Source organism: Myroides sp. WP-1 (genome assembly GCF_014145635.1).
Classification (GTDB): Bacteria; Bacteroidota; Bacteroidia; order Flavobacteriales; family Flavobacteriaceae; genus Flavobacterium.
In genome coordinates, this window is sequence record NZ_JACHTC010000046.1 from 1 (window position 1) to 3,100 (window position 3,100).

Below are 3,100 nucleotides of genomic sequence, written 5' to 3' on the forward strand. Positions count from 1 at the left end.
TAAAATTACTGCTCGTATATCTTAAAGCTGCACTTCGAAAACTCCATAATACTTTATTAGCTTCCTACGGTTCCGTTCAACGGGCTTTCATCTCGTGCCCTCCGGGCAAGACGAAAGCTTAGTTATTGGCGGTAGTTTTTTTTATTCAATTCTCCTTAATACCCCCTTTAATTTTGCTTCAACTCCAAGATTATCAAAAAGTTTTTCAGTCAATGTTAATGTCTTCTTGAAAGCTGTTTTAATATCTGTCGGATCTAATTCTGATGTTGTCTCCTGAAATAACGAATACCAATCTGGGTCTATGTCTTTTTCCAAGCTTTTTGTTGGACTTTCCCAATGTTTGGTTTGGTATGTTTCAATTCTTATTAACCAAAGTAAATATTTTTGAACATTTGATAAGCTTTGGTAAGCGTGAGCAAATTCCTGTCGTTTAATTAAGTTGCTTGTTGTAAGTAAAACATTCAACAATGATTGGCTCAACCACAGGATATTTTCATTTGTTGTTCGATCAGGTACTTTAGTTTTTATTTCTTTGAGCGTGTTAGTCAATAAATCTTCTTTATCTACTAAAATCATCTTGTCAAAGTCGCTAAACTCTACCAAACCGTCCCACGATTTGATAACTTCCATTTGGTCGTTTGTCAAAAAATGAAACTCCCCCCTTATCATATTTTCAAAAATGGCAACTTCACTTCCATACTCGTTGGTAAAATATAATGCCAAAGGATGAATTTGGCTTACCCAATTTTCAGCGGAAAAATTTTCTTTATCCTTCAAGAAGATGTAGAATTCAATATCTGAATATTTGTCCCCTTCATTTTTGGTAAATGACCCGTACATAAATACGGCAGAAATATTTTTATCATTTTGAGCTATTGACTTTGTTTTGTCAATCATTTGTAACTGTGTCATTTTCTAATTTTTTAATATTAACAATCGCCCTTTCTACTTTGCGTATTAAAGGATATTTCAATTCTTATTCTATCTTACAGTTACTTATAGCTTCATTTTCTTGAATGTTTTTCGTTGTTAATTGTTTCTTCAAATTACCGCCAACGGTTCGGGGCTTTGCGAGGGAGCGGATTTTATGCACAAACGCTCAATCGAAGAACCGAACTACAAATTTAGCAAAAAGTTTCATACGAAGCACTTAACCCGCTCTCTTGCAAAACCCTTGTTACCTGCTGGCTGTGTTTTTAGGTTTGTATATTGCTATTTTAGCCTGTTATCGTATCAACTTCTTTTTTCAGGTAGTTTAAATTGATTTTGTATTCTTCTTGATTAAGTTCGTCAAATTGTAATTGTTCTATGAATTCAAAAATATCCTGAAGTTTTCGGCTTATTTGATAATACCGTAAAACAGTATCGTTTATTTGATAATCGGGATTGAGTTCACAATATTTTTTCATGAACGAATTGAAATAAGGTTGTTGATAAATGCTAAAAATATCAGCTTCGGGTGGTGCAAATTTTATTCCTTCCCAATCTAAAAGATATAAGTGCTGTTTATTTGTAATAATATTCCAATGATGAATGTCTGTATGGCATAAACAGAATTTCAAATGCTGTTCTTTTAATACTTTAGACAAGTTGTTCCATTCGTTGATTTGACTTTTGATAGTTGAAATATTAGGTTTCAATACCTCTTTGATGTCAACTTTTAAGTGGTCAAAGTTTTTCTCTATCCATTCACTTAATGTGGAAATGAACGGAAGATGGAATGTTTCAGAAATCTGCTTGATGTCAAAAGGAAAATCTTCTAAATTATGTAATTGAGCAACAGTTTCGGCTAATTGTATTACTTGTTCTTCTGTTAAATTTTGTTCTCCAACCGTTTCTCCATCAATGTAATCAAACAAAATGCACACATAATTTTCATCCTCACACTTAAAATTTTCAGATTGCGTTTTAATCAATCGAATTATTTTTCCTTTAAGTGAAGTTTGGTCATCAAGCCAGTCCGCAATTGGAAGATAAATATCTATGTGTTTCGTTAAATAAGATGTTGATTTTCTACTTTTCTCATAAACTTTCAAAAAGTAAAAATGTCCGTTTTTGTCTTCTATTTTGTAAGCCAAAGACGCCCAACCACCTTGCTGTTTAGAAATTATGTTTGTTTTGACAAGATATTTTTCTTGCAATATTTTTATCAATGTTTCAATCATCTTTTATTTTGTGCAGTTTTTGTTTTCGGCTTGCCGGTAACGTTATGTATATGAGCTGTGGCGTGTCTCGGCACTAACCTCTCCAAATATAAACTAACTTTGGCAAACCGCAGGATTTTCCAAATAGGCACAGAACGAGCTATAGCTTATATACGGTGTTGTGCGTTCGTAATTATTTTTTTTTGTTCAAGAAATAATCAATTGATATTTATATAGCAATCCTTCTAGTTGAAATGCAGAAAATTTTGCTTTTTTAAGTTTGTTAAATTCAGGGTCAATAGCGAAGTTTTTTGCATTTCTAAAGTCCGCCTTTTCAAGTATAGTATTTAAAAACCTCGTTCCTGTAAGGTCTGTGTCATTAAAAACTGCTGAAGATAAATCCGATTCAGTAAAATCTGCTTCTTTAAGAGAACATTTTACAAAGTGCGTATTCTTTAACTTTGTCCCAAAAAATGTAGAATAATCCATAATACAATTCTCAAATCTGAAAGAAAATGCAAAATTGTTGCATCTTGTAAAATCAATTCCAAGAATTTTGCTTCCTATAAAGCTTGCGTTTCTAAAACCCGTTCCTTCTATTTCTGTCATTGAAAAGTTACAGTCCTGAAAAGTGCATTCTTCAAAACTATTTCCTCTCAAGTCACTTTTTACGAAAATGCACGATATAAACTTACATTTAAAAAATTCTCTATTTCTTAATGTTTTTCCAGAATAATCAACATTTTTAAATTCTTTGTTCTCGTGAGTTATTATTTCATTTGTCATTTTTATATTTTTCTAATTTTGAGTGAGTTTTTCTATGACGCACAACATTGTTATTTCACGAAATAAAACACGGTGTAGTTTCGTAAAATAACACCTATATGCGCATTTCGTAAAATCTGTTGCTAATATAATTACTTTTTTTGTAAATTAGATACTTAGTAAGTTATTTT

At 31.7% G+C, this 3,100-nt stretch carries 3 protein-coding genes; all 3 read right to left on the minus strand.

Annotated elements, in window-relative coordinates:
* Window positions 1-141 precede the first annotated feature (141 nt).
* The 3 genes from lnu(I) to H4K33_RS16175 all read right to left on the minus strand — a co-directional run bounded on the left by lnu(I) (window position 142) and on the right by H4K33_RS16175 (window position 2,930).
* Complete coding sequence (gene lnu(I) / locus H4K33_RS16165; RefSeq protein WP_008992950.1) at window positions 142-912, minus strand: lincosamide nucleotidyltransferase Lnu(I); 771 nt, start codon at window positions 910-912, stop codon at window positions 142-144.
* Between the two features lie 305 nt (window positions 913-1,217).
* Entirely contained in the window at window positions 1,218-2,165 is a 948-nt protein-coding gene (locus H4K33_RS16170; protein ID WP_182628773.1) for an aminoglycoside phosphotransferase family protein, read from the minus strand.
* 186 nt (window positions 2,166-2,351) lie between these two features.
* A complete protein-coding gene (locus H4K33_RS16175; protein ID WP_182650838.1) occupies window positions 2,352-2,930 on the minus strand; it encodes a pentapeptide repeat-containing protein in 579 nt (192 codons plus the stop codon).
* Window positions 2,931-3,100 lie beyond the last annotated feature (170 nt).

Coding starts and splice junctions, on each gene's coding strand:
- H4K33_RS16170 (WP_182628773.1), bottom strand. CDS start 2,165: ATGATTGAAACATTGATAAAAATATTGCAAGAAAAATATCTTGTCAAA.
- H4K33_RS16175 (WP_182650838.1), bottom strand. CDS start 2,930: ATGACAAATGAAATAATAACTCACGAGAACAAAGAATTTAAAAATGTT.